This window comes from Hymenobacter puniceus (genome assembly GCF_014333525.1).
In the GTDB taxonomy this organism is placed as follows: domain Bacteria; phylum Bacteroidota; class Bacteroidia; order Cytophagales; family Hymenobacteraceae; genus Hymenobacter.
The window spans coordinates 159,622-183,814 of sequence record NZ_JACSCX010000006.1; the positions used below are offsets into that span (position 1 = coordinate 159,622).

Annotated in this window: 23 protein-coding genes; 7 read left to right on the forward strand and 16 right to left on the reverse strand. The window is 58.7% G+C overall.

All coding sequences use genetic code 11. From position 1 onward, the window contains the following. Nucleotides 1–13: 13 nt before the first annotated feature. The gene (locus H8B14_RS16605; protein ID WP_187316775.1) at nt 14–628 is read right to left on the reverse strand and encodes a TetR/AcrR family transcriptional regulator; all 615 of its coding nucleotides are present in this window, start codon (nt 626–628) and stop codon (nt 14–16) included. A 214-nt stretch (nt 629–842) separates the two neighbouring features. Between H8B14_RS16605 and ispF the strand changes: the two genes are divergently transcribed. The 4 genes from ispF to H8B14_RS16625 all read left to right on the forward strand — a co-directional run bounded on the left by ispF (nt 843) and on the right by H8B14_RS16625 (nt 5,876). Continuing rightward, a complete protein-coding gene (gene ispF, locus H8B14_RS16610; RefSeq protein ID WP_187316776.1) occupies nt 843–1,319 on the forward strand; it encodes a 2-C-methyl-D-erythritol 2,4-cyclodiphosphate synthase in 477 nt (158 codons plus the stop codon). Between the two features lie 71 nt (nt 1,320–1,390). After that, on the forward strand, nt 1,391–3,094 hold the full coding sequence (locus tag H8B14_RS16615; RefSeq protein ID WP_187316777.1) for a M28 family peptidase: 1,704 nt from the start codon (nt 1,391–1,393) through the stop codon (nt 3,092–3,094). 238 nt (nt 3,095–3,332) lie between these two features. Beyond that, nucleotides 3,333–4,742: a LutB/LldF family L-lactate oxidation iron-sulfur protein gene (locus H8B14_RS16620; RefSeq protein ID WP_187316778.1), complete on the forward strand. Its 1,410-nt coding sequence runs from the start codon at nt 3,333–3,335 to the stop codon at nt 4,740–4,742. Nucleotides 4,743–4,826: 84 nt separating this feature from the next. Beyond that, complete coding sequence (locus H8B14_RS16625) at nt 4,827–5,876, forward strand: hypothetical protein (RefSeq protein WP_187316779.1); 1,050 nt, start codon at nt 4,827–4,829, stop codon at nt 5,874–5,876. A gap of 13 nt (nt 5,877–5,889) precedes the next feature. Here the strand turns inward: H8B14_RS16625 and sdaAA are convergent, their stop codons facing one another. Further along, a complete protein-coding gene (gene sdaAA, locus H8B14_RS16630) occupies nt 5,890–6,792 on the reverse strand; it encodes an L-serine ammonia-lyase, iron-sulfur-dependent, subunit alpha (RefSeq protein ID WP_187316780.1) in 903 nt (300 codons plus the stop codon). 174 nt (nt 6,793–6,966) lie between these two features. Continuing rightward, nucleotides 6,967–7,425 (reverse strand): peptide-methionine (R)-S-oxide reductase MsrB, encoded by a 459-nt coding sequence (msrB, locus tag H8B14_RS16635; protein WP_187316781.1) that lies wholly within the window; start codon nt 7,423–7,425, stop codon nt 6,967–6,969. Between the two features lie 152 nt (nt 7,426–7,577). Here msrB and H8B14_RS16640 point away from each other — a divergent pair, with 152 nt between their 5' ends. Further along, nucleotides 7,578–9,092 carry an NAD(P)H-hydrate dehydratase gene (locus H8B14_RS16640; protein ID WP_187316782.1) on the forward strand — a complete coding sequence of 505 codons (1,515 nt, stop codon included), beginning with the start codon at nt 7,578–7,580 and terminating at the stop codon, nt 9,090–9,092. Between the two features lie 13 nt (nt 9,093–9,105). On the opposite strand, the gene H8B14_RS16645 is transcribed toward H8B14_RS16640, so the two are convergent. The 4 genes from H8B14_RS16645 to pafA form a co-directional block, all read right to left on the reverse strand. Next, nucleotides 9,106–10,014: a UbiA prenyltransferase family protein gene (locus H8B14_RS16645; protein WP_187316783.1), complete on the reverse strand. Its 909-nt coding sequence runs from the start codon at nt 10,012–10,014 to the stop codon at nt 9,106–9,108. A 70-nt stretch (nt 10,015–10,084) separates the two neighbouring features. Next, nucleotides 10,085–10,768, reverse strand: coding sequence for a DUF6766 family protein (locus tag H8B14_RS16650; RefSeq protein ID WP_187316784.1), 684 nt, complete (start codon nt 10,766–10,768; stop codon nt 10,085–10,087). 99 nt (nt 10,769–10,867) lie between these two features. After that, nucleotides 10,868–11,452, reverse strand: coding sequence for an inorganic diphosphatase (locus H8B14_RS16655; protein WP_187316785.1), 585 nt, complete (start codon nt 11,450–11,452; stop codon nt 10,868–10,870). 150 nt (nt 11,453–11,602) lie between these two features. Continuing rightward, on the reverse strand, nt 11,603–13,309 hold the full coding sequence (gene pafA, locus H8B14_RS16660; protein WP_187316786.1) for an alkaline phosphatase PafA: 1,707 nt from the start codon (nt 13,307–13,309) through the stop codon (nt 11,603–11,605). Nucleotides 13,310–13,460: 151 nt separating this feature from the next. On the opposite strand from pafA, the gene H8B14_RS16665 reads away from it, so the two are divergent. Then, nucleotides 13,461–14,174, forward strand: coding sequence for an HAD family hydrolase (locus tag H8B14_RS16665; RefSeq protein WP_187316787.1), 714 nt, complete (start codon nt 13,461–13,463; stop codon nt 14,172–14,174). A gap of 108 nt (nt 14,175–14,282) precedes the next feature. Here H8B14_RS16665 and atpG read toward each other — a convergent pair whose 3' ends face one another. From atpG to H8B14_RS16710, 9 genes are all read right to left on the reverse strand, one after another. Then, complete coding sequence (gene atpG / locus H8B14_RS16670) at nt 14,283–15,173, reverse strand: ATP synthase F1 subunit gamma (RefSeq protein ID WP_187316788.1); 891 nt, start codon at nt 15,171–15,173, stop codon at nt 14,283–14,285. A gap of 111 nt (nt 15,174–15,284) precedes the next feature. Then, nucleotides 15,285–16,865 carry a F0F1 ATP synthase subunit alpha gene (atpA, locus tag H8B14_RS16675; protein ID WP_187316789.1) on the reverse strand — a complete coding sequence of 527 codons (1,581 nt, stop codon included), beginning with the start codon at nt 16,863–16,865 and terminating at the stop codon, nt 15,285–15,287. Nucleotides 16,866–16,870: 5 nt separating this feature from the next. After that, nucleotides 16,871–17,431, reverse strand: coding sequence for an ATP synthase F1 subunit delta (gene atpH, locus H8B14_RS16680; protein ID WP_187316790.1), 561 nt, complete (start codon nt 17,429–17,431; stop codon nt 16,871–16,873). 94 nt (nt 17,432–17,525) lie between these two features. Continuing rightward, complete coding sequence (locus H8B14_RS16685) at nt 17,526–18,020, reverse strand: F0F1 ATP synthase subunit B (RefSeq protein ID WP_410054462.1); 495 nt, start codon at nt 18,018–18,020, stop codon at nt 17,526–17,528. Between the two features lie 148 nt (nt 18,021–18,168). Beyond that, complete coding sequence (gene atpE / locus H8B14_RS16690) at nt 18,169–18,429, reverse strand: ATP synthase F0 subunit C (RefSeq protein WP_044511419.1); 261 nt, start codon at nt 18,427–18,429, stop codon at nt 18,169–18,171. A 59-nt stretch (nt 18,430–18,488) separates the two neighbouring features. Then, complete coding sequence (gene atpB, locus H8B14_RS16695) at nt 18,489–19,559, reverse strand: F0F1 ATP synthase subunit A (protein WP_187316792.1); 1,071 nt, start codon at nt 19,557–19,559, stop codon at nt 18,489–18,491. Nucleotides 19,560–19,592: 33 nt separating this feature from the next. Next, on the reverse strand, nt 19,593–20,000 hold the full coding sequence (locus tag H8B14_RS16700; protein WP_187316793.1) for a hypothetical protein: 408 nt from the start codon (nt 19,998–20,000) through the stop codon (nt 19,593–19,595). A 79-nt stretch (nt 20,001–20,079) separates the two neighbouring features. Continuing rightward, complete coding sequence (locus H8B14_RS16705; RefSeq protein ID WP_187316794.1) at nt 20,080–20,379, reverse strand: hypothetical protein; 300 nt, start codon at nt 20,377–20,379, stop codon at nt 20,080–20,082. Between the two features lie 15 nt (nt 20,380–20,394). Then, nucleotides 20,395–20,619 (reverse strand): AtpZ/AtpI family protein, encoded by a 225-nt coding sequence (locus tag H8B14_RS16710; RefSeq protein WP_222840630.1) that lies wholly within the window; start codon nt 20,617–20,619, stop codon nt 20,395–20,397. A 206-nt stretch (nt 20,620–20,825) separates the two neighbouring features. On the opposite strand from H8B14_RS16710, the gene porW reads away from it, so the two are divergent. Further along, entirely contained in the window at nt 20,826–24,008 is a 3,183-nt protein-coding gene (porW, locus tag H8B14_RS16715) for a type IX secretion system periplasmic lipoprotein PorW/SprE (RefSeq protein WP_187316795.1), read from the forward strand. Nucleotides 24,009–24,193: the final 185 nt, after the last annotated feature.

Consider the following 24,193-nt stretch of genomic DNA (forward strand, 5'->3'; position numbering starts at 1 on the left):
GCGGTGATGAAGCTTATTCTTCTTCCGTCACATGACGGTACTCGTTGATGAGCTTATGGCCTTTGAGCGTGGCTACGCCCAGTAAGAAGTGCTCCAGAAAAGTGAAATGCACTGTGGATGCATCGAACTGCTTGGGTGGAAACAGGTCGGCATTGAAGGCCAGCTCTATTTCAGCCAGATGCAGCCGGCTCAGAATGTCCACGTTGAGGTCGGCGCGGTAGAGGCCCTCGGCCATACCCCGGCGTAGGTTGGCGCCTATCTTTTCCAGAATGAATGTGTTTTTGTGCTGCTCCCACAGTGCCCATGCGGCCGGGTAGTACTTGCGCAGATCATAGAAGATACCTGGGTGCACATCCTGAATCTGGCGCTTGGCCCAGTTGATCATCTGGAATAGCTCGTCGAGGGCGTGCGGCGCGGCTGCAAACATGCGGCAGCACTCAGCTTCTTCCATGCCCAGGTGCTGCTTCGTGACGCCCAGCACAATCTGGTCTTTGTTTTCAAACCACTTATAGAGCGTCTTTTTCGACATAGCCAGGTGCGTGGCAATGTCGTCCATGGAAACGCTACGAATGCCGTTGCGCATAAAAAGGGCTTCGGCAGCTTGCAGGATACGGTCTTTGATTTCCATAAGGTTGGGCGCAAAGATACACCGGAAACATTTTATGAAACCAAAGTTTCCATTAATTTTTTGCTATCCTTTTTTGCTGTCCCTGCTTCGCTTTTCTCTCACGACGTGCAAGAGGAGGCTTTACTTTAATGGGCTGCTATTTTTTTGGCGAAGGCCAATTGCCGGGTTGCCGTACCTTGCCACTCTATTTTTTCGTTTGCTTTCCCCGAACTCTATGAAAATCCGCACTGGCTTCGGCTACGACGTGCACCAACTGCAGGAAGGCCTGCCCTTTTGGCTGGGCGGCATCCTGGTGCCCCACACCCACGGCGCCCTCGGCCACTCCGATGCCGACGTGCTCATCCACGTCATCTGCGACGCGCTGCTGGGCGCGGCCAACCTGCGTGACATCGGCTTCCACTTCCCCGACACCGACCCGCAGTACAAAGGCATCGACAGCAAGCGGCTGCTGACGGAAGTGGTGCGCCTGCTAACGGAGCGTGGCTACAGCATCTCCAACATCGACTCTACCGTCTGCCTGGAAGCGCCCAAAGTCAACCCGCACATTGCCGAAATGCAGCGCGTACTGGCCGAGGTGATGGGTATTGATGCCGACGACATCAGCATCAAGGCTACCACCACCGAGAAGCTGGGCTTTGTGGGCCGCCGCGAAGGTGTGGCCGCCTACGCCTCGGTGCTAATTACCAAGTAGCGCGCCGCCCTGCGGGGCCGTGCATCCTTTGGCAGAATTTCCGTCCTTACCGTCGTCTAAACCGACTTTTTATGTCCACATCCTCTTCTTTCCTGGCCGGGCTGCTTCTGGTAGGCGCTACCGTTTCGGCCGTGGCGCAGCAGGCCCCCGAGAAAATCAAAGTCAAGAAAAAGCGCAACGCCAAAACCGAGGCGCCGGCCGTAGCTACTCCCGCCACCGAAGCCGTGCTGGCGGCGCCGGCTGCCGACAAGCCTACTGAGTGGGCCGCCACCTACGCCGCCACCATCACGCAGGCCGACTTGCGCCAGCACCTGACCGTGCTGGCCTCCGACGCCTACGAAGGCCGCGAAACCGGCGAGAAAGGCCAGAAAATGGCGGCTGATTACCTCAGCGCCGAGTTCAAAAAGCTCGGGCTGGCCGGCCCCGTTGCGGGCTCCGACAACCCCTATTTGCAGCACTTCACAATGGAGCGCAGCACCTGGGACGAAACTGCCACCCTGAAAGTGGGCACCCAAACCTATAAGTGGCTGACGGATTTCTACGCCATGGGTAACTCGCCGTTTCAGCAGGCCACCAGCGTGCAGCCGGTGTTTCTGGGCTACGGCATCGAGCAGGACGGCTACTCCGACTACACCGGCAAAGACGTGCAGGGCAAAGACGTGCTGATTTTGCTAGGGGAACCCAATGGGCCTGATGGCAAGCCGGTGTTGGGCAAAGACGGCGCCCCCAGCAAATGGGGCAACGACTACCGCGCCAAGGCTGCCAAAGCCGCCGAGAAGGGCGCCCGTAGCGTGTTCTTCGTTAGCTTCGACCCCAACAACAACTTCGACAAGCTGGTACCACGCCTGATGCCGTCCTTGCGCCGGCCCAGTATTTCGTTTAAGGATGCCAAGCCGGAAGGCCGGCGGGCAGCCTTCTTTTTGTCGCCGAAGCTAGGCTACCAGCTGCTGGGCTCCAACGCCGCGGCCGTAACCAAATACATGGACGCTACCGGCAAAGCCGGCAAGCCCGTAGCCAGCCCGTTCAAGCCGGCTAAGTTCACCATCACGGCACCCAAAAAGCGCGAGGACTTCACCACCGAAAACGTGCTGGGCTACCTCGAAGGCACCGACAAGAAAGACGAAGTGCTGGTGCTGTCGGCCCACTACGACCACATTGGCATCATCAACGGCGAAGTACACAACGGTGCCGACGACGACGGCTCCGGCACCGTAACGGTGCTGGAAATGGCCCAGGCCTTCACGAAGGCCAAAGCCGAGGGCCACGGCCCGCGCCGCAGCATTCTGTTCCTGGCCGTCACGGGCGAGGAAAAAGGTTTGCTTGGCTCGGAATACTACACCGACCATCCGGTGTTCCCACTAGCTCAGACGGTAGCCGACGTGAATACCGACATGGTGGGCCGCACCGACAAAGACCACGAAGGCAAGGGCGACTACGTGTACGTTATCGGCTCCGACAAGCTTTCGTCGGAGCTGCACGAAATTGTGCTGAACGCCAACGCGCAGTACACCAAGATGGACCTGGACTTCCGCTTCAACGACCCCGAGGATCCCAACCGCTTCTACTACCGCTCCGACCACTATAACTTCGCCAAGCACAAGATTCCGGTGGCTTTCTTCTTCAACGGCGTGCACGACGACTACCACGGCCCAGGCGACGAAGTAGATAAAATTGAGTTTCCGAAAGTGGAAAAACGGGCTCAGCTGGTGTTTCACACCGCGTGGGAGCTAGCCAACCGCGACACTCGGATTGTGGTGGATTCCAACAAGAAGTAATCCTGGAAGTGAGAGGTGAGAGGCAAGGTGCCTGTCATCCTGAACAAAGCGAAGGACCTTATCAGGTTAGAACGACCGTCGTAACAACGGCCCGTTCCGGCGTGGCAAGGTCCTTCGCTTTGCTCAGGATGACAGGCACCTTACCTCTCACTTTTTACTTATATACATAACAGACGTCTCAGCTCTCACTTCTGCCTTGCTGCCTTTATATTTGTTATCTACTGGTCAACCTGCTGCTATGAACCCGACGACGACCACGCCCGCCCCTACCAAATCCAGCCAGTTCCAACTCGACAGTGAGAACAAGGCCTTCGACCTGGAGCACCGCCGCAAAATCCGCTTCAATATCGGCAAGTACAATGCGGCCGTGACCACCGGCCTGGGCTTCTACGCCGACCATGAGCTGGCGCGCGAGCGGGCGTCGTACTTAAAGGCGCAGGCCATCAACCACCTCGATGAGTACTTGCTGGAGTTTGAGCGCAACTTCACGGCCCGCGGCGGCAAGGTTATCTGGGCGCAGGACGCCAACGAAGCACTACGCGAAATCGGCAAGATTATGAGCCGGCGCCACGCCCGCACCGTGGTGAAGGCCAAGAGCATGACAACCGAGGAAATCCACCTCAACCATTTCCTGGAGCAGAACGGCATCGAGTCGGTGGAAACCGACCTCGGCGAATTTATTGTGCAGCTGAACGGCGAGCGGCCCTACCACATCGTGACGCCAGCCATGCACCTAAGTAAGCTCGATATTGCCAATATCTTTGTCAAGCACCTCGGCATCGAGTACACCGACGACGCCCAGAAACTGGTGCTCACGGCCCGCCACCTGCTGCGCAACAAGTATACCTCAGCCGAAGTAGGCATCACGGGCGGCAACTTCCTGATTGCAGATACCGGTGCCGTGGCTGTAACGGAAAACGAAGGCAACGCCCGCCTCTCGGCCACTTTCCCGCGCACGCACATCGCCATTGTGGGCATCGAGAAGGTAATTCCGAAGCTGGAAGACCTGGCGTTGTTCTGGCCCTTGCTCAGCACCAGCGGCACCGGCCAGCAGGTGACGGTGTACAATACCATCTACACCGGCCCGCGCCAGCCGCTGGAAAAAGACGGCCCCGACGAAATGATTGTGGTGCTGCTCGACAACGGCCGCACCAACCTACTGGCCCAGCCGGCCCAGCGCGAGGCGCTGCACTGCATCCGGTGTGGGGCCTGCCTCAACATTTGCCCGGTGTACAAGAACATCGGCGGCCACACCTACGAAACCACCTACTCCGGCCCCATCGGCTCGGTTATCAGCCCACACCTAGCCGGCATGGCCGACAACAAGCACCTGAGCTACGCCAGTAGCTTGTGCGGCGCCTGCACCTCGGTGTGCCCGGTCAAAATCCCGATTCACAACCTGCTGCTGCAAAACCGCCAGCAGGCCGTGCGCGAAAACCTCACCGACAAGGAAGAACGCACCGCCATCCGGCTATGGCTGCTGGCCATGAAAAACCGCCGCCTGCTGGACTTGCTGCCGGCCCGCGCCAAAAACTGGGTGCTGCTGCGCCTGCTCAGCCAAGTAGGCTGGAGCAAGCGCCGCGATGCGCTGGAAGTGGCCCCGCAGTCGTTCCGGAAGATGTGGAAGACAAGAAAAAGCTCTGTGTAGAGCAGCCAGGCGCACCCGCCAACCCTACCACACTCAATGCAGTACAACAGCCGCCGCCTGCTTGGGTGGCGGTTTTGCTTTTCTATGCTGTATTACGCGCTGCACACGCTGGCTTTTGCGGCTGGTGTTCTTCTGGTTGTCATTACGCTGTCGGCCGCTATTCGCTCGTTTGTGCTGCCGCGCAACGAGGTAGTGAAGCTCAATAGCTTTGTGTTCCGGCCGTTGCGGGCCGCGTTTGATTTTGCGGCTTCCCTGCATAAGACCTTCGGCGGGCGCGACCGGGTGCAGGCTCACTACGCGCCAGTGGCGTTGGTGGCGCTGCCTGTAGCCTGGCTGGCGGTGGTGGCGGCAGGCTTCACGTGCATGTTCTGGGGTATGGACGAGGGCAACTGGCTGGAGTGCTTTCAACTCAGCGGCAGCTCACTGCTTACGCTGGGCACCCACAAAACCCGCGGCCCGATTATTACGGTTTTCACCTTCGCGGAAGCCTCACTGGGGCTGCTGCTCATGACGCTGCTCATCTCCTACCTGCCTACTATTTATCAGGCTTTTTCGCGGCGCGAGATTGTGGTGTCGCGACTGGAGCTGCGCGCCGGTACGCCCCCTTCCACGCGCAACTTGCTGGTATGGCTCAATCGGAGCGGCTCTTTGCAGGACGACACTGCCCAGTGGGAAGACTGGGAGCAGTGGTTTGTGGAGCTGGAAGAAAGTCATACCTCACTCCCAATTCTGTCGTTTTTCCGCTCGCCGCAGCCCGGCCGCTCCTGGGTAACTACGGCCGCTCTGATTCTGGATACGGCCGCCTTCATGTTCAGCGCCGTGCAGGGCGCCCGCGACCGGCAGGCCGAGCTGACGTTCAAGGCCGGCTGCCTGGCCGTGAACCGGATATTCCGCTTTTTCAAGGAGGACATTCACACGGCTCCGCACGATATCCTGCCCGACAACGATCCTATGGAAGATCCTACCCGTGCCGACTACAATGAGACTTACGCCTTACTAGCTGAGAGTGGCTTATCAATGCACCCCAACCGCGACGAAGCCTGGAAGCAATACCGGGAGCTGCGCAGTCGCTACACCTCGGCCCTGGAGTTTCTGGGCAAGATTACGATGGCGCCGGAAGTAAAGCCGGTATAGCTTCTGCGCGTCCTTACTCGCCCTCATCGGGCAGAATCTGGACATCTTGCACCAGCACCATCTTCTCGATTTCGCGGCCGCGGGGCGTATTGGCAAGGCCGCCGAGGGCGGTTTCTTTGTAGCGGGTTTCCATACTCTGGCCTACTTCGCCGAGCGCTGCTACACACTGATCCACCGGAATTACCGGGTCGATGCCGGCAATGGCAATCTGGGCAGAGCTGAAGGCAATAGCGGCGGCCGAGGCGTTGCGCACCACGCAGGGCACCTCTACCAGTCCCGCCACCGGGTCGCAGACCAGCCCCAGCATGCATTGGATGGTGACGGCCACAGCGGCAAACGTCTGGTCGACGGTGCCGCCCAGGCAGTACACGATGGCTCCGCTGCCCATAGCTGCCGCCGAGCCGGTTTCGGCCTGGCAGCCTCCTACGGCTCCGGCCAGTGAGGCATTCTGCTCGATGATAAGCGCCACGCCGGCCGCCACCAGCAAGCCTTCCAGAATCTGGCGGTCAGAGAGCTTATGCAATTCCTGCAGCGTCACGAGCACGCCGGGCAGGATGCCGGAAGCCCCGGCGGTAGGGGCCGCTACCACCCGGCCCATGCAGGAGTTCACCTCTTTGGCGCCCATGGCCCGCGTGACGAGCTGCTTGAACTCCGGCGACAGTACCGTGACGGGCGAGGCGGCAATCTTCTTTGCACCGTTGTTGATCATGCCCGAGCGGGAGGTCATATCTTGGGTGAGGCCGGTCTGCACGGCGTCGCGCATCACGTCGTAGGCCCGCTGCAGGCCGTTCCAGATTTCCTCTTCGGCACGGCCTTTCTGCTCGATTTCGTAGGCCAGTACGGGCTGGTAGAGCGGCTCGCCGGTGGCGGCGCAGTGCGCGCGCCAGGAGGCGAAATCAGTGAAGAGCAGTGACATGATTGGGGTGGAATTTGGGGGTGGGTAGAGGAAAGCTGGCAGCAGAAGTTTAGTACGAAAAGCCTACAAAAATCGACAGAAATTCCGGCTATCCGGCGTTACCTGACTTCTATAAAAAACGGCCTCTGTTTCGCCAGACGAAACAGAGGCCGGAAGTACCAGAACACGTAGGCCTTAGGCTTTCTGCTGTTCCGTCACCAGCTTCACGCTGGCTGAGTTGATGCACAGACGTAGGCCACTGGGCGGCGGGCCGTCAGGGAAAACGTGGCCCTGGTGGGCATCACAAACGTTGCAGAGCACTTCCACGCGGGTCATGCCGTAGCTGGTGTCCTTCTTGTAGCGCACGGCGCTTTCGTCGACAGGCTGCGTGAAGCTGGGCCAGCCGGTGCCACTTTCGAACTTAGTGCGCGAATCATAGAGCGGGGTGCCGCAGCATACGCAGGCGTAGAGGCCGGCCTCGTGGGCTTCGCAGTATTCGCCGGTGAAGGCGCGCTCGGTGCCGTGCTCCCGCGTAACGTGGTATTGCTCGGCCGTGAGCTGCTGACGCCACTCGGCGTCGGTTTTTTCCACCCGCCGGGGCGGGGTAGGGCTGCCGTGGTTGGCCAGCCGGATTACATCATTCCAGGTTTGCATATCAGGAGTGTTTCAGAGAAAATAGTAAAGCAATAACGCTACTTGAGTGCAAACGCGGCAGGCGGGCCCGAAGTTTTGATGGCGCAACCAGCACGCCTTCATCATTGGCAGGCCCGCCACACCCAGACCAACTTCGTAAGAGTATACGCTGTATGAAAATCCTCTCCGCCGCCCAAACTCGCGCCCTCGACCATGCTACTTTGCAAGCGCAAGGCATCAACTCCGTGGAACTGATGGAACGGGCGGCCACGGCCTGCACTACCTGGCTGCTCGACCACCTGCAGCCGGCGTTCAGCACCGAAATCCACGTGTTTTGCGGACCCGGCAACAACGGCGGCGACGGGCTGGCCGTGGCCCGGCAGCTGCACGCGGCCGGCTACACGCCGCAGGTTTGGCTGCTGCCGGCCGAGAAATATTCACCCGATTACCTACACAACCGGCAGCTGCTACCCGAAGCCATCCGCTGCCAGGAGCTGAGTGCCCGACGCCTGCTGCCACTGCCCGCCGACGCCGTTGTGCTGGATGCGCTATTCGGGACCGGGCTTACGCGGGTGCTGGCAGGATTGCCGGCAGAAGTAGTGCAGCATCTGAATAAGACGAAGGCAACCGTAGTAGCCGTGGATATACCTTCGGGCCTGCTGGCCGATGCGCCCCAGCCTGCCGGAACAGCCGTAGTTCGTGCGCGCTACACGCTCAGTTTCGAGCTGCCGAAGCTGGCGTTTCTGCTGCCGCGCAACGCGGAGTTTGTGGGCGACTGGAAGATACTACCCATCGGACTGGACCAGGCATTTATTCACAACGAGCCGGTGGATAACTACTTCGTAGATGCTGCTGCGCTGGCTGGCCGGCTGCCAAAGCGTGGACGTTTTTCGCACAAGGGCACGTTTGGGCACGCGCTGCTGGTGGCGGGCAGCTATGGCAAGCTAGGCGCGGCGCTACTGGCGGCACAGGCCTGTCTGCGCGCAGGTGTGGGCCTGCTCACGGTCCGGACGCCGGGTGTGGGCTACGCCGTGCTGCAAACCGCGGTGCCCGAGGCCATGGCCCTCCCCGATCCGGCCAGCTACTTCATCACCGAACTACCCGAGCTGCAGCAGTACGCCGCCGTGGGCATGGGGCCGGGTCTGGGGCAGGAAGAATCCACGGCGGAGGTGCTGCGCCTTTTGCTGCGGCAGGCGGGCCCCCACCGCCCGCTGGTATTGGATGCCGACGCCCTCAACCTACTGGCCTCCCACCGGGAGCTGCTGCACAAGCTGCCAGCCAACACGCTGCTCACTCCGCATCCCAAAGAGTTTGAGCGGCTGATGAGCGAGCCGGCCCGCGACGACTACCATCGACTGCAGCAGCTGCGCGCCTTCTGCCACGCACACCGCTGCTACTGCGTGCTGAAAGGCGCCTACACTGCCCTCGGCACTCCCGACGGCCCCATCTACTTCAACAGCACCGGCAACCCCGGCATGGCTACCGGCGGCAGCGGCGACGTGCTGACCGGCCTGTTGCTGGCTTTGCGCGCCGACCAGCGCCTTTCCGCGCTTGACGCGGCGTTGCTGGGCGTGTATGCCCACGGCCGCGCCGGCGACCTAGCCGCGCAGGAATCTGGCGAAGCAGGCCTGATAGCCAGTGACCTGATCCGGTTTATCGGGCCGGCTTTACGTGAACTGGAAGGGTAGCCTGGAGCCAGAGCTAGCTCCATACCACGTAGGCAGCCAGAAACTGGAGCAGCATTACACCATCCGTGAACAGCGCGAAGTAGTAATCGGGACGGTTTTCGTGGGCGCCCCAGATGAGCAGGGCCCCTACGGCGGAGGGCAGCGTCAGCACCAACACCTGCAGAGCCGATGCCTGAGGCGGCGGCAGCAGGTTGGCCAGTACCAGCGCTACCAGCGCCACACCTTTGGTGGCCCGTAGCCCAAACACGCCCGGGAAGGTTCGCGTGCCCATGAGGCGGTCCTTGGTGTAGTCGCGAATGTCGAATACGAAGGCCAGTGCCAGAATAAACAGAAACCGGCGCCCGAAGAGCAGCAAAACGGTGTACGTGTCCCAGGCGTAACCCAGGGCCAGGGCAGGCACCCACACCGTCACGGCCGCCCACACGTAGGCAATCAAGAACACTTTCAGCAGCGGCAGGTCGCGCAGGGCCCACCAGCGGCCGCGCCACTTAAGCAGCGGCAACGAATACAGCAGGGAAATAGCGGTCAGGTGGCTTAGAAACAGCAGCCACCGCTGCCAGCCATCCAGCAGAAACAGCCCGCCTGCCACCACCAGCGCCGCCAGCGCTAACCCCAGCATTGCCGGGCGGTGCTCCAGCATCCAGCGTTTGCGCCCCGACACCTGCTGCTGCTGCCGGAACTTATAAGGCAGCACACTATCAATATTGTAGAGGAAAAGCGTGGCCGAAAAAATGAGCAGTCCCAGCCGCATCGGCATGGCGGCCTGCCAAGTCAGAAAAGTAGACCAGGTAAGGCCCAGCGCCGCCAACGACAGCCAGACACTGCTATAGAGCACCGCATCGGTGGCTCGGCGTAGCGCTGACCCCTGTAGCGGTACCGCCGCAGCCACACGGCCAGAAGATTTGTTGGGGGTGGAACGCATAAAGCAACCAGAAGCCAGAGACGCTACGGCCAAACTAAGCGAGCGGGTCAAAAGTAAGGCCACTGACCGGTTAGTGGCCGGTTTCGGTGTGGCTGGCATCAACGGGCTTGGACTCCGGAGAGCCTTGTTGGCGCAGGAAGATGGAAAGCCCCACAATAGATACGATGCTCAGCATTTCACTTTGCCAGTTCTGAAACGACTCAAACCAGAAACGCACAGTGCTTATGTACTTCAGCGTCGTTATGCCTGGCTTGCCTTCCTGCTGCTGCTCAATGCTGTATACTTCAGCCCCACCCTGAGCGTGCAGCCACATCGAAGCCAGAAACAATATCAGAAAAGCAATAGAGAGAGAATGTTTGTAGAGGGCCAGCTGCCAGCCCCCACGCTTCACCGGGCCAGGTGCATCCGGCTTGCTGGCGTCCGGCTCCTGGTCCACCTTCTCGGACTCATAGAGTTTCTTGGACTCCGATGAGCCTTTCTGGCGCAGCCAGATCGTGAGGAGTACGTACAGCCCCATCTGCAGAAATTCGCTTTCCCAGTTTTCGAAGGTAGCCTCCAGAAAGTGCCCCGAGCCCAGGTATTGGCGGAGCGTGAGTGGCGCCAGTTGCAACTGTTGGAGTTCGTCGTTGTAGTGGTGCCAGCCCGTGAGGACCTGCCCGAGCAGAGTACCGACAATCATCAATGTGCCGACCAATAGCAAGCTGTTTTCGTAGAGGAAACGAAAAAAAGGAGATACGGGTGGTTCGGTGCGCATATTCCCCTTACGCAAGGCTGCCGCAGAAAGTATATGTAATCAAAAAGCCCCTCCTCCGGCATTAGGCAAGAGGAGGGGCTTTTATAAACTGAGGTGAGCTTACAGCTCTACCCCCGTTGGCTTAGCAGTCTGCTCGGTGGCAGAGCCGTTTGGGAAAGTTTCGTTGTACAGCTTGATGCTTTCTTCAATAATGCGGTAGGCATCTTCGCGGCCCATGAAACGTTCTACGCTTACGTGCTTGTGCTCCAAGGCTTTATAGTCCTCGAAGAAGCGCTGCATTTCGTTGAGCGTGTGTGGGGGCAGGTCGGCAATGTCGTTGAAGTGGTTCACAGAAATATCGTGGGCTGCCACTGCAATGATTTTGTCGTCTTCCTCGTCGCCGTCGATCATCTGCATCACACCGATAACCTTGGCTTCAACCAGGCACATCGGTACGATGTCCACCGAGCACAGCACCAGAATATCGAGCGGGTCGTTGTCGTCGCAGTAGGTTTTCGGAATGAAGCCATAGGCTGCCGGATAATGCACGGCCGAGAACAGCACCCGGTCCAGCTTCAGCAGGCCGCTGGCTTTGTCCAACTCATATTTGCCTTTAGAACCTTTGGGAATTTCGATGATGCCGTTTACCACTTTCGGAGCGTCGTCGCCGCGCTCTACGTCGTGCCATGGGTTGAAATGAGTCATTCTAGGAGTTGTCAAGTAATAGTTGTCGTTGTCAGTTTACGGGTTGCCGGTTTTGTGGGCGGGTAGTGTACGATTGATCAGGTAAAATGGCCAGCCGTTTCACCAACAACTGTCTTCTGACTTCTCATTACCACCCACCAAAACCGGTTACTACCAGCCCAGCACAGCCTGCAGCGGCGTGCCGGTGTTGCCGTCGGGCTCCTGAATGTGAAGCCAGCTGGCCAATGTGGATGCAATATCGGTGATTTTGGCGGGGTGGCTGGACTCGCCGTGCTTCACGCGCCAGCCCCAGAACACCAGCGGTACGTGGGTGTCGTAGTTGTTGAGCGAGCCGTGGGTGGTGCCTTTGCTTACGGGGTAGCTATACGATTCCAGCCAGCCGGGCTGCAGCACCACCATTACGTCGCCGCTGCGCTTGGGGTAGAAACCGTTTTCCAGGTACATCAGCATGCCACTTTCCCAGTGCGACTTCTGCAAGTCGTCGGCCGTGATGGCACGGTTGACGCCGGCCAGCTGGCTGGCAATGTCCACCACCTCATCCTGCACCGTGCGCAAGCTCAGCTTCTTTTCGGCAATGAGCGGGCGGTTGAGGTACACCTGCTGGTTTTCATAACTCAGCACCCATTTGCCGGCCCCGTGCCGCCGCACCAGCTGCTGTTGAATGGAGTCCTGCATCAGGCGCGGGCCCACTGAGCCACCGGGCAGGTGGTGGTCGGCCAGGAAGCCCGGCGAATGCGCGGCGGCGTGGTCGGCAGACAGAAATACCAGGGCTTGGCCCTTGCCCACGGTCCGGTCGAGGTAGTCGAGCAGCCGGGCGATGTCCTGGTCGAGGCGTAGGTACGTGTCTTCGGTTTCAATAGCGTTTACCCCGAACTGGTGCCCCACGTAGTCGGTGCTACTGAAGCTGAGAGCGAGGAAATCGGTCTGGCCGCGCTGGCCAAGCTGCTCGGCGCGTACGGCTTCCAGCGCGAAATCCAGCGTGAGCGAGTTGCCGAACGGCGTGCTCCGAATCAGGTCGAGGTTGCGAGCTGGCACAGGCTTTTCACCGGTGGCCGCCAGCGCCCCCTGCACCGGGGCGGGCAGTGTGGCGCTTAGCGTAGGCAGGTCGTGCGGAAAAACCGGCCGGGCTTCTCCCTTAAATGCTGCTTCCCACGCCACGTCGTCGGGCGAGCTTTCGGTGTACTGCCCAATGGGCAGCAGCGTTTCCCAGGGCTTATCGAGGTACTTGGCGGCGCGGTTTTCGGCGTTGAACTTCGTCACCCAGTCGGGCAGCGAGTTCTGGTAAAAGGTGCTAGTGATAAAAGCACCGTTGCTGCCGTCGTACCAGTAGGCGCCGTTGGCAGCGTGCCCGGCGGGCAGAATGGAGCCCCGGTCTTTGATGCAGACGCCGATTACCTTGCTTTGGAAGTTGGTGGCCAGCCGCAGCTCGTCGGTGATAGTGCTCGTGAGCATATGGCGTGGGCTCTGCTGCCCGGCCGCCACCGTACCACCCACTGGCTGCACAGTTTTGTCTTCTGTCACGTAGGTGCCACGGCCGGTTTCGCGCTCAAACCAGTTGTTGCCCACAATACCGTGAAACGAAGGCGTGGTGCCGGTGTATATGCTGGCGTGGCCCGGCCCGGTATAGGTAGGCACGTAGTTGTAGTGGGTGTTTTCGTAGCTGAACCCCTCGCCCAGCAGCCGGCGGAAGCCGCCGCCGCCGTACTTGCTCCAGTAGCGGTAGAGGTAATCATAGCGCATCTGGTCTACCACTACGCCCACCACTAGCTTAGGCCGGGCCAGTGTGGCAGATTTCTTCTGCCCAACGGCAGAACCCGCCAGCGTGGCGGCCAGCAACAATAACAGGCTCTTTTTCAAATCAGAAAGCAGTTAGAAGAGGCCGAGGGTGCGGCCACTCGCGCAAGCGGCCCCAAAGATAGAGGCCGCCGGCCGGAATTGCTTCATTGGCAGCCAAATCGTGGGCAGACCGTAAGTGGAGCACCACCCATTGGCTGTTGCCGCCTTCCCCATGCCCGCTACTGCCCTCCCCTACGCCTTGCTGTTCGACATGGACGGCGTGCTCATCGACAACACGCCGTACCAGGCCCGCGCCTTTCAGCTGCTGTTCCGCGACCTGGGCCTGACTACCAACGCCCGCCGCCTGCTCAAGCGCCTCAACGGCGCCCCCGCCAGCGAGATTCTGGCCTCGGTGTTCACTAACCTCGTCCCGAAAAAGCAGCTGGAAGAGTACGCCGCCCAGCGCGAGCTGCTCTACCGGGTGCTGTACTGGCACAAGCGGCGCGAGGTGGCCGGCCTCACCGCGTTTCTGCAGGCCGCCCGCACCGCTAACTTTCGCATCGGCCTGGGCACCGGCTCCGGCGACGACACCATCAGCTACATCCTCGACTACCTGAAGCTACGCCAGTACTTCGACGTGGTGGTGGGCAAAGACGACGTGCAGCACGGCAAGCCCCACCCCGACACCTACCTCACCACGGCCCGCAAGCTGGGTGTGCCGCCCGAGCGGTGCGTAGTGCTGGAAGATGCCGTGCTGGGCGAGCAGGCCGCTTACCGGGCCGGCATGCGCTGCGTGGCCGTGGGCACCTCCCTCAAAGTCGCCGACTTTCAGGCCCCGCTGGCGTATATCAAGGACTTTACCAGTCTCACGCCCGAGCACCTGCTGGAGCTGCTCACCCGCAACCCCACCGCGCCCAGGCCCCGCAAGTCTAGCAGCCAGATGTAGAAACGTGACCCTTCGCGTCTCTACATCTGGCTGCTAAAAGCATAAGAAAGGCACAAAAAAAGCCCCGTGACCAACCGGCCACAGGGCTTTTATGTAAAACAACTCTCCTTACCGGCTGGCCGCCAGCGCTTCAGCACCACCCACGATTTCGAGAATCTCGGTGGTAATGGCCGCCTGGCGCGTCCGGTTATAAGTCAGCTTGAGCGACTTGAGCAGCTCACCGGCGTTTTCGGTGGCTTTCTCCATAGCCGTCATGCGGGCGCCATGCTCCGAAGCGTTACTCTCCAGTACCGCTTTGTAGAGCTGCACCTTCAGCGACTGTGGAATTAGGGTCTGCACAATTTCCTCTTTCGAGGGCTCGAAGATGTAGTCTACATTCGAGGTTTGCACAGCGGCCGCATTTGGTTCGGCAGGTACCAATGGCAACAGCTGCTCTACCCGCACCACTTGCGTAGCCACGTTCTTGAACTCGTTGTAGACCATTACTACCTCGTCGTACTGACCGGCCCGGAAGCCGTCCATGGCCTGCTCAGCAGCTTCGCGCACGGTGTCAAACGACAGTTTGCCGAACACGTGCGTGTAGTTGCCCACCAACGGCCCCCGGCGGTTGAAGTAGTCGTGCGACTTCTTGCCGATAGCCATATAAGCTACGTTGCCGGCAGCTGCCTGTGCCGCGTAACGCTCCTGCACCATGGCATTCACGTTCTTGAACACGTTGCTATTGAAGGCACCGGCCAAGCCGCGGTCCGATGTAATGGCAATCACTAGCACCCGGCGCACCTCACGCTGCACCGCGTACTCGCTTACCACATCGTCGCCGACCTGGGCGGTCAGGTTGGTCAGGATGCTGTTGAGCCGCTGCGCGTAGGGGCGCATACGCAGGATATTGTCCTGCGCCCGCCGCAACTTGGCCGCCGCCACCATTTTCATGGCTTTGGTGATCTGCTGCGTGCTTTGCACCGATACGATGCGGTTACGGACTTCTTTTAAGCTAGCCATGTTGAATCAATTAGACCGTCATGCTGAGCGAAGTCGAAGCATTTCACTAGTATGGTAAATCAATTCTACCACACTAGCGAGATTCCTCGGCTTCGCTCGGAATGACGTGCTTTAGTTAGCGTATCCCGCCGACAGGTCTTTGGCAACCTGACGGATGGCACCGGTGATGGTGTCGTCGAGTTTGCCTGCCTTCAGGCCTTGCAGCACTTCGGGGTGACGGGTGTTGAGCACCTGTACAAACTCCTTCTCGAACTCACGTACCTTGTTCACAGGCACCAGGTCGAGCAGACCGTTGGTAGCGGCGTAGATAACGGCCACCTGATCTTCCACGCGCTGCGGCGAGAACTGGGGCTGCTTCAGGATTTCAAGGTTACGACGGCCACGCTCAATAGTGAGTTTGGTCGAGGCATCGAGGTCAGAGCCGAACTTGGCAAAGGCTTCCAACTCGCGGAACTGGGCCTGGTCCAGCTTCAGCGTACCGGCCACCTTCTTCATCGACTTGATCTGGGCGTTACCACCCACGCGCGATACCGAGATACCTACGTTGATAGCAGGACGGATACCGGAGTTGAACAAGTTGGTTTCGAGGAAGATCTGGCCATCCGTAATCGAAATTACGTTGGTCGGGATGTACGCCGAAACGTCACCAGCCTGTGTTTCGATGAGCGGCAGAGCCGTCAGCGAGCCACCACCTTTCACCAGGTGCTTGATGCTGTCTGGCAGGTCGTTCATGTCCTTGGCAATCGTGTCGGAAGCGTTGATCTTCGCGGCACGCTCGAGCAGACGGCTGTGCAGGTAGAATACGTCGCCAGGGTAGGCTTCACGTCCGGGAGGACGACGCAGCAGCAGCGACACCTCACGGTATGCCACAGCCTGCTTCGACAAGTCATCGTACACCACTAGCGCTGGACGGCCCGTGTCGCGGAAGAACTCACCGATGGCGGCACCCGTGAAGGGAGCAAAGAACTGCATCGGAGCGGGGTCAGAAGCCGAAGCCGAAACCACCACTGTGTAGTCCATAGCACCACCCTTAGTCAGGGCGTTAACTACCTGGGCTACGGTGGAGGCTTTCTGGCCTACGGCTACGTAGATGCAAAAAACCGGCTCGCCGCGCTCGAAGAACTCGCGCTGGTTCAGGATGGTGTCAATCGCTACCGTCGACTTACCGGTCTGACGGTCACCAATGATCAGCTCGCGCTGGCCGCGGCCAATCGGAATCATGGCGTCAATAGCCTTGATACCGGTCTGCATCGGCTCGGTTACGGGCTGACGGAAGATTACACCGGGAGCCTTACGCTCCAAAGGCATATCGTAGGTCTGGCCCTGGATGGGGCCGCGGCCGTCGATAGGCTGGCCCAGCGTGTTTACCACGCGGCCCACGATGCCTTCGCCTACCTGAATGGAGGCAATCTTATTGGTACGGCGCACCGTGGCTCCCTCGCGGATTTCGCTGTAGTCGCCGAGCATTACGGCACCTACGTTGTCTTCTTCGAGGTTCAAAACCAGGGCCTGCAGGCCGTTTTCAAATTCGAGCAATTCCCCCGACTGGGCTTTACCCAGGCCGTAGATGCGGGCTACACCGTCGCCAACCTGCAATACCGTACCAACCTCTTCGAGTTCGGCTTCGGTTTTGAAGTTGGACAACTGCTCCCGCAGAATGGCGGATACTTCATCCGGACGTACTTCTGCCATGTGGATTATAGTTGAGATTGGTAGGGGTTCTTCGAGAATTCGGTGCGCAGCTTGCGCAGCCGGAAGCTCACAGAGTCGTCGAGGAGCCGGTCGCCTACGCGCAGCACGAAGCCGCCGATAAGCGAAGCATCCACCTTCTCGGTGAGAATAACCTGCTGAAGGCCGGTCTGCTGGCGAACCAACGACTCCACTTCTGCACGTAGTTCCGCAGTCAGCGGCATAGCCGTCGTGACTTCGGCAATCTGCACGCCGCGCAGGCCATTGTATTGCGTCAGAAACTCGGCGCCAATGAATTCCAGCGCGCTTTCGCGGTTTTTCTGGGTGATAATGGTGAAGAACTTCTCGGTGAGGTTCGACACCTTGCCCCCGAATACGGCACGCAGGATGGACAGCTTCTTGTCGTGCTTGACGATGGGGTTACGCAACAGCAAGCGCAGGTCACGGCTCTCGGTCAACGTTTTGTTGAACAAGTCCATATCGTCCTTTACTTGCTCCAGCGTACCCTGCTCCTCGGCCAAATCGAGCAACGACTTAGCATATCGGGAGGCAACTCGTAGTTCAGACATTAATGTAGGGTCTTAGGGTCTTGGGGGCTTAGGGTCTTGGATAGAAATAGGGGCCAGGAAAACCACGACCCTAAGCCCCCAAGACCCCAACAACCTAATTCAGGTTTACATCCTTCAGGTACGAACCAACGAGTTGCTGCTGAGCGGGCTGGTCGGCCAGCTCACGGCGCAGGATGCGCTCGGCAATATCGATGGACAGCTTGGCAGCAGTGTTTTTCACTTCAGCCAACGCGGCGTTCTTCTCGTTCTGAATGGCTTCGCGGGCCTGCACGATCATACGGCCGCCTTCCTCAGTTGCCTTGGTCTTGGCCGTCTCGATGAGCTGGTTGGATACCTCAGTGGCTTCTTTCAGAATACGGTCGCGCTCCAGACGAGCTTCGGCCAGCAGCTTTTCGTTGCCGGCTTTCAGCTGCTGCATTTCGATCTTGGCCTGATCGGCCATGCGCAGAGCACCTTCAATAGACTCTTCCCGCTCCCGCAGCGAGCTAAGGATAGGCTTCCAAGCAAACTTGGTGAGCAGGAAAAGCAGAATCAGGAAAATGACCAGCTGCCAAAACAGCAGGCCGAAACTAGGATTGGTAAGCATCAGGGCTCAGCGAAAGTGGTGAATAATCAGGCTGGTGACTGGCAATTGCTTGGCGCAGGACCAGGCCCGCTATAACCCAGAGAAAACGCAAGCCCGACGCACCGGCCACCTGGCAACGCCAAGAGCTGGTGAGTCGGGCCGAGCGACTTCTCTACTGAAGCTTCAGAGCAATCAGCAGGCAGACTACTACTGCGAACAGAGCAGCACCTTCCACCAGAGCAGCCACGATCAGCATAGCAGTCTGGATTTTGCCGGAGGCTTCCGGCTGACGGCCGATGGCTTCCATGGCCGAGCCACCGATGCGGCCGATACCCAGACCAGCACCCAGAATAGCCAGACCGGCACCGATACCGGCACCCATTACAGCCAGACCAACAGCATTAACAACCTGCAGCAACAGAGAGAGCAGCATAAGACAAAGAGTTTGAGGGGAAATGAAAGAAAAAACGCAGTTAAAAAAGGAGGGAATTATTAGTGGGCAGCGTGGCCGACAGCCGGAGCGCTGGCGTCGTCACCACCGATGCCGTGGTCGGCATCGTGGTGCTCTTCTACCGCGCCGCCGATGTACATGGCGGTGAGCAGCGTGAAGATGTAGGCCTGCAGAATGGCAACCAGCAGTTCCAGTACGTTGATGAACAAGCCAAACGCAATAGAGAGCGGAGCAATGCCAATCGACTGAAAGATGAAGATCAGGCCAATGAAGCTCAGGATAATGATGTGGCCAGCCGTGATGTTGGCAAACAACCGGACCATCAGCGAGAATGGCTTGGAAATCACGCCAATCAATTCCACCGGAATCATGATGGGGCGCAGCCAGAGCGGAACACCGGGCGTCCAGAAAATGTGCGACCAGTAGTATTTATTGGAGCTGAACGTGGTGATGCACAGCGTAATGAAGGCAAACAGGAAGGTAACGGCCAGGTTGCCGGTAAGGTTGGCAGCCCCGGGCAGCAGTCCGAGCAGGTTATTGAACCAGATGAAGAAGAAGATGGTCAGCAAATACGGCAAATACCGCTCGTACTTCGGGCCGATGGCCTTCTTGGCTACTTCGTCGCGCACGAAAAGGATGATGGGCTCGAAAAACGACTGCAGGCCTTTAGGAGCCCGGCCGTGGTTTTTGCGGTAACCCGCCGAAACCGAGAAGAACACAATGAGCAGCAGCGCGACACTCACGAGCAACGAAGCTACGTTCTTGGTAATAGAGAAGTCGTAGACTTTGCTTTCGTCGGTGGCTTCCAGCGTTTCGTGCTCCAGCTTCAGGCCTTCGTGCACCGTGCCCTCGGGGTAGAGGTGATGCGAGGAGAATACCGACAGGCCTTTGTTTGGCTGATAGGCAATGATGGGCAGCGGTAACGTAAAGTGGGCGCCTTCGCCTTCTTCCCCGAAAAAGTGCCACTCGTGCGCGTCGCCGATGTGATGCAGAATCATCTCGCCCGCATTGAAGCCTTCCTTCTCATTGGCCTCATGCTTGGAGACCGTCTGCTCCTGGGCGGAAACCGAGAACGACAGAAAACAAAAGAGAGCTATCAGTAAACGCTTCATTCAGAATGTTTTAGATCGGAGTTCACCGGAAACTCACAAAGTGGTTTCACCCGGTTTTGAAAACGGGCGCAAGTTAGTCAGAACGCTCCAGATTTCAAACCCGGTGAAGAGAAAATACCCGATAAAAAAGGCGCCCAGGGCAGTGTAAGTGCCATTGCCTTCGTGGGCGCCACCTTTATATAAGTATACCAGCACCACCCCCATGCTTAGGAGCATGCGTACCACCATAGAGCCAAAATAGGCACCCATGAAGTTGTCGGGATTAGAGCGCACCAGCCGGGCAGTAAACCAGTAGATGACGGCCGTAAGCACTGCAAAGTAGCCCAAAATGTACGGGGCCAACGGATGCACCACTGCCGTCCCGTAGTGGGCATTCAGCAGGTAAAGCGTGCCATAAAGCAGCAAAACCAGTAGCAGCAGATTGCGAAAAAACCGGAGCAATGCGAGAACGTAGTGGGTGATGGGGCCGCAAAGGTACGCCAATCGACGCCAATTCTACACGAAACCTAACATATACTGCTCAGAAATAATGGTTTTCACCTAGATAACGCAACAGCATTGCTGCCTTGTAGACGTCAAAAGGCAAGACACCCCTTTCTCCGCTTTCCTCAATAATCTGACTGTCCTCACATAGGGAGCCTATAGTTAGTTCTATTGGGTCCTTGTCCATATCATATAAAGCCTCATTATCGATGTGCCAGTAGTAATCACGCTCTAAAGGAATATGCCCATCCTCACCGTACTGCGCTTTCAGTGCATCAAGCCCACTGTTTAGAACGGCTTCCAACGCAGCAATGCTGATAGTATCAGGATATGGCATGGGCTATTGTGTCTTCTACTTCTCCGATACTTCCCGAATGACGATGTACATGGCGACAAACACGCCGGCCAAGGTAAGCACAACCGTACCCCATGGCTCGCTGCCAAAGCGCCCATCCAGCCAGATGCCGAACCAAGTGCTCAGGCCAATGGTGGCAAGCATCTGAAAGCCGACACCCATAAAGCGGCCGAAGTTGCCGCCGCGAGGCGCCTGAGGTGCGGGAGTGGGAGCGTCGGGCATGGAGAAGTGGTTGAGAGGCTGGAAGGTGTACGCTGCGTACAATAGCAGTACGTAAACCCTGCATTTGACAGATACCCGACTGGCGGGGAAAAAGGCGTAATTTTACCCAAGGTGTGTCGTTATGACCCTTGCGCCGCGCTAAAGCTGAACATTCTGGTTGGTTTTGCGCGTTGGCGTATTCGAAAGCTATGCTCCCGACATCTGTTTTGAATTCCTCTCCGGTTTTTCGTCTGTTTTCCGGCTCTATAGCCGCCGTGCTTTTGCTAGCCGGAGTTGGTGGCTGTGCCTCTGAACGCCGCGGCGTAGTGGGCCATGCCTACGACAATGTGGTGGCGCGCGACAATGGCTATTTCCTGGCCCGTGAGAAAATGCGGGAGTCGGAGGACAAGCTGTATAAGGCCCGCCAGAACGACTACAACCGGGTGCTGCCACTGTTCCCGACAATGGATGAGGCCAGTGCTAAGGCAATTACGGCTGACATGGACGAAGTGGTAAAAAAAGCCTCCCTGCCGATTCAGTATCGCGCGGCCTCCGACTGGACCGATGATGCCTATATTCTCATCGGCAAGAGCCGCTACTACAAGATGGAGTATGAGGATGCAGCCAAGACCTTCAAGTACGTCAACAGCATCAGCAAAAACGCCGACGCCAAGCACGAGGCCCTGATCTGGCTGATGCGCACCTTCGTGGCAACTAAGGAGTTGGAGAATGCAAAGGCTGTATCGGATTTATTGGACAAAGAGGAAGGGCGCGAGGCTAACGCCAAGGAGCTTTTCCTGACGCGCGCCGACTACTATTTGAAAATTGGGGAGCCAGCCAAAGCCATTGAAAACCTGGAGAAGGCCATTCCACTGGTAGAGCCCAAGAATGAACAGTCGCGCACGCGCTACATTCTGGCGCAGCTCTACCAAGAGCAAGGCGACGACAAGAAAGCCTATGCCGAGCTCAACCAGATCCTGAAAAAGAATCCGCCGTATGAGCTGGATTTCTTTGCCAAGCTGATGCTGGGGCAGGTTTCCGACCTCAACAACAACGACAAGGCCCGGCTCGATAAGTACTTCGCCAAGCTGCTCAAGGATTCCAAGAACAAAGAGTACCGCGACAAGATCTACTACGAAATGGCGCGGCTCGATTACCGGCAGCAGCGCTACCCTAAGGCGCTGGCGCTGCTGCAGAAGTCGGCGCGGGCCGCTACCAGCAATCAGGCTCAGAAGTCGTATACGTATTTGCTGGCTGGCCGCATCTACTACGAAAACCTCCAGAAATACCGCCTGGCCGCTGCCTATTACGACAGCACCGTGCAGAACCTGCCCAAGGAGGCCATCGGGTACGCGGCTACGGCCGAGCGGGCGGCTATTCTGAAGGACTTTGCCACGCAGTACACTATCATCGAAACGCAGGACAGCCTGCAAGCGCTGGCGCGGCTGGATACGACCGCTCTGCGCACCCGCCTCGTGGCGTATGCCGATGCCGAGCTGACCGCCCGCCGCAAAGCGGCCGAAGTGGAAGCCGCCCGGCAGGAATTAGCCAGCCGCCGCCAGACAGCTACTGGTCCCAGCTCTTCCCGTGACCTGCAGACCGGCCTCGACCCAGCTGATTTCATTGAGGGCAGTACCGGCGCCAAGTGGTACTTCGATAACCCAACGTCTTTGAGCACGGCCCGCGCCGACTTCATCCGTAAGTGGGGCGACCGGCCGCTGCAGGATAACTGGCGTTTTGTAAACGTAGCTAGTTCGTCGCCGGTGGCGGCACGCAATGGAGGCGCTCCGGTAAACACGGTGGGAGCCGGCAACACCAACGTGACGGCCGGCGCTACAACGGCATTGGGTAATGCAGCAATGACCGAAGATCCTGCCGCGCAGCAGCGGGCTTTGGTGGCCCAGTATCGTCAGAACATTCCTCTCACAGCAGAGCAGCTAAAGACTTCTAACGAGCAGGTAGAAGAAGCTCTATTTGCCTTGGGTGGCATCTACAATCAGCAGCTGCGCGAACCTGTTCCGGCGGCCCAGACCTATGAGAAACTACTTGAGCGCTACGCCGCCAGCAAGCATCTGCCCGAAACGTACTACAGCCTTTACCTGATTTATAAAGAGCAGAACGAGCTGGCGAAGGCTGAAGTATATGCCCAACGGCTCCGCCAGGACTTCCCCACCTCCGCCTACGCCCGCCTGGCGGCCGACCCGGAGTACCTGCGCCGCACGTCGCTGGTGAACGGCCAAGTAGCCGTGAAGGTGGACTCGGCGTTTGCGCTGTACAAAGAGCAACTGTTCAAGAAGTCGGCGGCGGTGCTGGCCCGCACCACCAAGCAGTTTCCGGAGTCCGACTTCAACGACCGGATAGCGTATCTGCGCGCTTTGATTGCGCTGCGCACCCAGCCCCCGCTGGTGGCTCGAGCCGCACTGGAGAAGTTCGTTGCCGATTATGCCTCATCGCCGCTGGCCACCGAGGCTCGCACGCTGCTAGTAACTTATAAGAAGTATGAGGCCGGCGAAATTGTGGGCGCGCTGGCATCCACGCAGAAGCCTGACGTGTCGATGTTCCGGCCCGGTGAGGTAAACAACCGCATGCGCATCCTGTACGGCGAAAATGAAACGCCTGCGCCACGCCCAGCTGCTACACCAGCTGCTACACCAGCTGCCACGCCAGCCACCAAGCAGCCCGCTACAGTTACTCCGGCACCTAAAACAGCACCAGCTTCCGGCACTACTCCGACAGCCTCAGTCCCTGTTCCTGTACCGTCCGTACCAGTGCCGGCTCCTACTGATTCAGCTGCCGCTACCAAGCCGGCGGCACCAGCCACAGATCCGGCCAAAGCGGCGCGCATGGCTGCCGCGCAAGCACGGGCACGCGGCAAGAAGGTTCCGAAGGCAACTCCTGCCCCGGTCGTGGCTCCTAACACGCCTCCGGCAGCAACGGCTACTACTACAACACCGGCGGCCACTACCCCAACAACTCCGGCTACCCCCGTTCCTGCCGCTGCCACTCCTGCACCAACTACGCCAAGTCCGGCTGCCCCGGTTTCGCCCTACACGGCCAATGCAGCGGCCGGGCATGCCGTAGTGCTGGTGTTTCCGAAAGGAGCAGCCACGCTGAAAGACCTGCAAGCCCAACTCAGCACCTACAATGGGCGTTTCTACCGCGTCAATAATCTGCAGGTGCAGCAACAGCCCCTCGGCGACTCGCTGGAGATGGTGGTAGTACAGGGGCTAGTGGGGGCCAAAGTGGCACAGAGCTACGGCCTGAAGCTGCGAGGTCCCCAGTCGCCGCTCAGCAAGCTGCGGGGCGCGGGTTACCAAACGCTCATCATCAGTATTGACAATCTGCCGCTGCTGCTTCAACGCCGCGACGTGGAAGAGTATCAGCGCTTCTACCAGCAGACGTACCGTTAACGTTAATTAATAATTAGTAATTGAGGATGAGGAATTGGCTGGCAGGCTGCGTTTAATTTATTCGCTGTCCTTCAAACAATTACCAATTGCTCATTACTAATTATCAATTACTAATTAAAAGAAATGGCTTACCCTGCCACCAAGACTAAAAATACTTCCCGCAAATCCCAACACCCGGGCCGTTT